Origin of the sequence: Nitrosomonas sp. Nm132 (genome assembly GCF_900100485.1) — a bacterium.
Taxonomy (GTDB): domain Bacteria; phylum Pseudomonadota; class Gammaproteobacteria; order Burkholderiales; family Nitrosomonadaceae; genus Nitrosomonas.
The window spans coordinates 1-7,301 of sequence record NZ_FNDH01000073.1; the positions used below are offsets into that span (position 1 = coordinate 1).

Genomic DNA, 7,301 nt, shown 5'->3' on the forward strand with positions numbered 1-7,301 from the left:
CCGCACGTCCCATGGAGTGGCGCTTTACGAATGATGACGCTCGGGTAAAATTGAAGAAACTTTACCCGACTTTAGAAGAATGACTGAGTACTAGCGTGGGTTGGTTTTATGGGTTCAAGTTGCACTTGGTCATCAATGACCAAGGGGAATTGCCGGGAGTGAAAATCACGGCGGGCAATGTCGACGACCGTGATCCAGTACCGGAGCTGGCACACTCTTTGTTTGGGAAATTATTTGGTGACCGGGGTTACATCTCTCAGCCGCTCTTTGAGCAACTCTGGGAGCAAGGCGTACAGCTCGTTACCAAGGTGCGTAAGAACATGAAAAACAAGCTGCTGCCGCTGTTTGACAAACTTCTGTTGCGTAAACGCTCGATCATTGAGACTGTCAATGATCAATTGAAAAACATCTCACAAATCGAACATTCCCGCCATCGCAGTCCATTTAACTTCTTTGTTAATTTGATAGCCGGGCTAGTGGCTTACACCTGCCGCGAGAAGAAGCCTTCTCTTAATATTAGATTATCCCAGGCTCTTCCAGCTGCGGCGTAATGATTTTTATACCGAACTCACGTACCTAACGTAAATGCTAACCAATCCATTTTAATAGCTATTTCTGTGCGTTTGAGATCAAATGAGTCTGCCAATCAGACTTGAGGCATTTTTAAGGGAAAAACTACGCTGAATAGTTACAGTAATTCCAGCACGCCCTATTTAACAAATTAGGTAAATTATATGCGATCAGGAATTGTAACAGCTGACGAATGAGTAGCAGATTATTGCAAAAAACCCACCATAAACAAGCCATGGAAATAACCCAATCCGTATCTATCATCGGATGCAGTACTTGTAAACATCGTACTTTAGACAACTATCATTCTTTCTCAGAGTTGATTTCTTATTCAGAACCAATCCTCCCAAACCAAATAACATCAGATAAATACATCAATATTATTGAACTGGAACAATTTATATTTAGAGAGTGCGTATATATCTTTGATAACACGCCACACAGGAAGTGATACTAAGCAGTATCGGATTTGAGAGTGTTATTTTAACACGTATATTGAGTATGGCTTTAGTTTCATACTACTTTAACCATACCAACCATTTTGATAATTGAGCTTGGCGGTGACCTACTTTCACATGCGAAAACACACTATCATCGGCGCTACTTCGTTTCACGGTTCTGTTCGGAATGGGAAGAGGTGGTTCCGAAGCGCTATTGCCGCCAAGCATAACTCTTTTGTTTTAAATACATTAAAACAGAAAACTTTTAGTATATTTTATTATAACAAGAATTTCTCATTATTCTCAAAATTATAGGATCAAGCCTCACGGCCAATTAGTATCGGTTAGCTTAACATATTACTATGCTTCCACACCCGACCTATCAACGTTGTAGTCTTCAACGAGCCTTTAGGGGGATTTACTCCCCGGGAAATCTAATCTTGTGGCAAGTTTCCCGCTTAGATGCTTTCAGCGGTTATCTCTTCCATACTTAGCTACCCGGCAATACGACTGGCGTCATAACCGGTACACCAGAGGTATGTCCACTCCGGTCCTCTCGTACTAGGAGCAGCCCCACTCAAATTTCCAGCGCCCACGGCAGATAGGGACCAAACTGTCTCACGACGTTTTAAACCCAGCTCACGTACCACTTTAAATGGCGAACAGCCATACCCTTGGGACCGGCTACAGCCCCAGGATGTGATGAGCCGACATCGAGGTGCCAAACTCCCCCGTCGATATGAACTCTTGGGAGGAATCAGCCTGTTATCCCCGGCGTACCTTTTATCCGTTGAGCGATGGCCCTTCCATACAGAACCACCGGATCACTATGACCTGCTTTCGCACCTGCTCGACTTGTCAGTCTCGCAGTTAAGCACGCTTATGCCATTGCACTATCAGCACGATTTCCGACCGTACCTAGCGTACCTTCGTACTCCTCCGTTACTCTTTGGGAGGAGACCGCCCCAGTCAAACTGCCTACCATACACGGTCCCCGATCCAGATTATGGACCTAGGTTAGAATCCTAACAACACCAGGGTGGTATTTCAACGTCGGCTCCATATGCTCTAGCGAGCATATCTCATAGCCTCCCACCTATCCTACACAAGTATTGTCAAAATCCAATGTAAAGCTACAGTAAAGGTGCACGGGGTCTTTCCGTCTAGCCGCGGGTAGATTGCATCTTCACAAACATTTCAACTTCGCTGAGTCCCAGGAGGAGACAGTATGGCCATCGTTACGCCATTCGTGCAGGTCGGAACTTACCCGACAAGGAATTTCGCTACCTTAGGACCGTTATAGTTACGGCCGCCGTTTACCGGGGCTTCAATCAAGAGCTTGCACCCCATCATTTAACCTTCCGGCACCGGGCAGGCGTCACACCCTATACGTCCACTTTCGTGTTTGCAGAGTGCTGTGTTTTTATTAAACAGTCGCAGCCATCTTTTTATTGCAACCTTATTCAGCTCCTCGTGCGAAACGATTCACTTACTAAAGGCACACCTTCTCCCGAAGTTACGGTGTCAATTTGCCGAGTTCCTTCTCCTGGGTTCTCTCAAGCGCCTTAGAATTCTCATCCTACCCACCTGTGTCGGTTTACGGTACGGTCCTTACATAACTGAAGCTTAGCGGCTTTTCCTGGAAGCATGGTATTACTCACTTGGCGCCCCGAAGGGCGTTTCGTTATCACGTCTCAACTTAGCCGCCCGGATTTGCCTAGGCAGCATGTCTACACGCTTCAACCAGGACATCCAACACCTGGCTGAGCTAACCTTCTTCGTCCCCGCATCGCATTATGTAAAGGTACTGGAATATTAACCAGTTTCCCATCAGCTACGCATTTCTGCCTCACCTTAGGGGCCGACTCACCCTGCGTCGATTAACGTTGCACAGGAAACCTTGGGTTTTCGGCGAGGAAGCTTTTCACTTCCTTTATCGCTACTCATGTCAGCATTCGCACTTCCGATACCTCCAGCAATTTTTACAAATCACCTTCACAGGCCTACGGAACGCTCTCCTACCATCTACACTTACGTGTAAATCCCTAGCTTCGGTGTATAGTTTAGCCCCGTTACATCTTCCGCGCAGGACGACTCGATCAGTGAGCTATTACGCTTTCTTTAAAGAATGGCTGCTTCTAAGCCAATCTCCTGACTGTCTATGCCTTCCCACTTCGTTTACCACTTAACTATATCTTTGGGACCTTAGCTGAGGGTCTGGGTTGTTTCCCTCTCGACACCGAACGTTAGCACCCGATGTCTGTCTCCCATGCTTAAACTCTTTGGTATTCGGAGTTTGCAATGGTTTGGTAAGTCTCAATGACCCCCTAGCCATAACAGTGCTCTACCCCCAAAGGTTATACATGAGGCACTACCTAAATAGTTTTCGGAGAGAACCAGCTATTTCCAGATTTGTTTAGCCTTTCACCCCTACCCACAGCTCATCCCCTAATTTTTCAACATTAGTGGGTTCGGACCTCCACGAAGTGTTACCTTCGTTTCATCCTGGCCATGAGTAGATCATCTGGTTTCGGGTCTACACCCAGCAACTAATTCGCCCTATTAAGACTCGCTTTCGCTACGCCTCCCCTAATCGGTTAAGCTTGCTACTGAATGTAAGTCGCTGACCCATTATACAAAAGGTACGCAGTCACCCCAAAAAGGGGCTCCCACTGTTTGTATGCATGCGGTTTCAGAATCTATTTCACTCCCCTCCCGGGGTTCTTTTCACCTTTCCCTCACGGTACTAGTTCACTATCGGTCGATTACGAGTATTTAGCCTTGGAGGATGGTCCCCCCATCTTCAGACAGAATTTCACGTGTTCCGCCCTACTTTTTTCAACCCTAGTTCCACATTAGAATTTTCGCCTACGAGACTATCACTCTCTACGGTTCAACTTTCCAGAAAATTTGGCTAATTCCAATGCTAAAAATTGATGGCTACTCCCATTTCGCTCGCCACTACTCTGGGAATCTCGGTTGATTTCTTTTCCTCTGATTACTTAGATGTTTCAGTTCATCAGGTTCGCAACTTTTAACCTATATATTCAGTTAAAGTCGACTCCTGCTTAATTGATTCACACTCCATTAAACCAACTAAGCAGGAGTCAGGTTTCCCCATTCGGAAATCTCCGGATCAAAGCTTGTTTGTCAGCTCCCCGAAGCTTATCGCAGACTTCCACGTCCTTCATCGCCTGTAATCGCCAAGGCATCCACCACATGCACTTATTTGCTTGATCCTATATTTTTGAGAACCTCTATTACTTGATACACAACCCCAGAAATTTAAAAACATTATCCATATTTCCGGACAACACTTTATCTTCCAATAAATATTAAAAACAATTACTTATTTAATACTTATTTTCAGTATTATAAATTCTGAATTTGTTAAATATACAATCTACTATTTTCTATATTTTTAAAGAGCAAAATCATAACAATAAATGAGATATTTTTGCCTATCCTCAACAAATCTAAATTAGTTAATTTACAACTAATTTATTTTCATTAAACCAAATACTATTATGGTGGAGGTGAACGGGATCGAACCGATGACCCCCTGCTTGCAAAGCAGGTGCTCTCCCAGCTGAGCTACACCCCCCAATCTTGGTGGGTCTGGGTGGACTTGAACCACCGACCCCACGCTTATCAAGCGTGTGCTCTAACCAACTGAGCTACAGACCCATAAAGGATCCAGTATTAGCACAACCTTTTGCATAATATCTCATTTGCCATTCTGACTTATAAACAACCAATAAATTGTAGGCGCTTAGTAATTTTTATCTAGAAAGGAGGTGATCCAGCCGCAGGTTCCCCTACGGCTACCTTGTTACGACTTCACCCCAGTCATAACTCTCACCGTGGCAAACGCCCTCCTTGCGGTTAGACTATTTGCTTCTGGTGAAAATTACTCCCATGGTGTGACGGGCGGTGTGTACAAGACCCGGGAACGTATTCACCGCGACATGCTGATCCGCGATTACTAGCGATTCCGACTTCACGGAGTCGAGTTGCAGACTCCGATCCGGACTACGACGCGCTTTATGAGATTAGCTCCCCTTCGCAGGTTGGCAACCCTCTGTACGCGCCATTGTATTACGTGTGAAGCCCTACCCATAAGGGCCATGAGGACTTGACGTCATCCCCACCTTCCTCCGGTTTGTCACCGGCAGTCTCATTAAAGTGCCCAACTTAATGATGGCAATTAATGACAAGGGTTGCGCTCGTTGCGGGACTTAACCCAACATCTCACGACACGAGCTGACGACAGCCATGCAGCACCTGTGCCTCGATTCCCTTTCGGGCACTCTCACATCTCTGCAAGATTTCGAGCATGTCAAGGGTAGGTAAGGTTTTTCGCGTTGCATCGAATTAATCCACATAATCCACCGCTTGTGCGGGTCCCCGTCAATTCCTTTGAGTTTTAATCTTGCGACCGTACTTCCCAGGCGGTCAACTTCACGCGTTAGCTACGTTACCTAATCTTTATATAGATCCGACAACTAGTTGACATCGTTTAGGGCGTGGACTACCAGGGTATCTAATCCTGTTTGCTCCCCACGCTTTCGTGCCTGAGCGTCAGTGTTAACCCAGGGAGCTGCCTTCGCCATCGGTGTTCTTCCACATCTCTACGCATTTCACTGCTACACATGGAATTCCACTCCCCTCTGTCACACTCTAGTTATATAGTTTCAAACGCAATTCCTAGGTTAAGCCCAGGGATTTCACATCTGACTTATATAACCGCCTGCGCACCCTTTACGCCCAATAATTCCGATTAACGCTTGCACCCTACGTATTACCGCGGCTGCTGGCACGTAGTTAGCCGGTGCTTCTTATGTCGGTACCGTCATTCATTGCAGATATTAGCCACAACTATTTCTTCCCGACCGAAAGAGCTTTACAACCCGAAGGCCTTCTTCACTCACGCGGCATGGCTGGATCAGGCTTTCGCCCATTGTCCAAAATTCCCCACTGCTGCCTCCCGTAGGAGTCTGGGCCGTGTCTCAGTCCCAGTGTGGCTGGTCGTCCTCTCAGACCAGCTACTGATCGTTGCCTTGGTAGGCCTTTACCCCACCAACTAGCTAATCAGGCATCGGCCGCTCTAAAAGCACAAGGTCTTTCGATCCCCTGCTTTCCTCCTTGGAGAATATGCGGTATTAGCACATCTTTCGATGCGTTATCCCCCACTTCAAGATACGTTCCGATGTATTACTCACCCGTTCGCCACTCGCCACCAAGGTTACCCTCGTGCTGCCGTTCGACTTGCATGTGTAAAGCATGCCGCCAGCGTTCAATCTGAGCCAGGATCAAACTCTTCAGTTTAATTTAACTCTTTTGCTAGCTTTTAGTTCATACCCATTACAGATACTTTTGAACTAATAACCTATTTACATTCTTAGTTTTCAATAATTAAACTTGACTGCAAACCTGTTTAATTATATTTTTACTAAGCGCCTACATTTATTGGTTGTTGATTTTTAAAGAACTTGCTGCTTTTTGCTAATGCCGCTCAAGCAACGAAGATGTGCATTATACAGAACCTAATTGTCGGGTCAAGCTTTTAAATCATTTTTTTTCAAGAAAATGATTTAACCTGAAGAACAGATGAGCAAAGATCAATCATTTATCTGAAAAATCAGATCCTTACAAGCAAGATGAAATATTTCCCACTTCCTATCGATAATGACTCATCGCGTTGTCGAACGTTGCTGAGCTGTTCTTTAATTATTTGCTCAATATAGGAAACATAGCAAAATAACACCATCCATCTCTTTTCAAGATGCGAGCAAATATAAATTTATGGTTTTATATGCAACGCGGCGCAAACAATCAGAGACAGCACGCTTAACTTAATGAATACAAATACCGGCCGCACCATGCTATGTCACCAATGCCAATTGACTTACCGGATCTATTAAATCAAAAGAAGCAGCGCGCACAAGAAATCAAACGCCAACTCATACATCCACCAAAAATTGCTATAAACCTAAATTCCTCAATTGAAATTTATGGTGAGAACAGCTGAAACCTAATACTGCAAACGGTTTATGGCTAAAAATATTAACTGCTTCTCAGTTGTCATATACAAGCTGAAGCAAGGTATGGCAACACTTCCAGCTGATTTTGATTATTTCATTAGAATCTCACCCAGCTGGTGATGCCAAGAATCCCCTGAAACACCTTCAGACCCCCTGATCCCGACGATTTTAAGATGACCCCAATTTAAAGATCAGACGAAGTCCAGATCGAGGAAAGAAGGTTTCAGTAGCATTGAACTCCTCGCAA

General features: G+C 45.1%; 2 tRNA genes, 3 rRNA genes and 1 pseudogene. 1 reads left to right on the top strand and 5 read right to left on the bottom strand.

Features of this window, described 5'->3' with window-relative positions:
• Nucleotides 1-98 precede the first annotated feature (98 nt).
• Nucleotides 99-551, top strand: a pseudogene (locus tag BLP80_RS13970) (IS982 family transposase); the annotation flags it as partial.
• Between the two features lie 571 nt (nt 552-1,122).
• Here the strand turns inward: BLP80_RS13970 and rrf are convergent.
• The 5 genes from rrf to BLP80_RS13995 form a co-directional block, all read right to left on the bottom strand.
• A 5S ribosomal RNA gene (rrf, locus tag BLP80_RS13975) occupies nt 1,123-1,235 on the bottom strand.
• Nucleotides 1,236-1,323: 88 nt separating this feature from the next.
• Nucleotides 1,324-4,249: ribosomal RNA gene (locus tag BLP80_RS13980) — 23S ribosomal RNA — on the bottom strand.
• Nucleotides 4,250-4,538: 289 nt separating this feature from the next.
• Nucleotides 4,539-4,614: transfer RNA gene (locus tag BLP80_RS13985), tRNA-Ala, on the bottom strand.
• A gap of 6 nt (nt 4,615-4,620) precedes the next feature.
• Nucleotides 4,621-4,697: transfer RNA gene (locus BLP80_RS13990), tRNA-Ile, on the bottom strand.
• Nucleotides 4,698-4,800: 103 nt separating this feature from the next.
• A 16S ribosomal RNA gene (locus BLP80_RS13995) occupies nt 4,801-6,338 on the bottom strand.
• The 16S, 23S and 5S rRNA genes sit together here with 2 tRNA genes alongside, the layout of an rRNA operon.
• Nucleotides 6,339-7,301 lie beyond the last annotated feature (963 nt).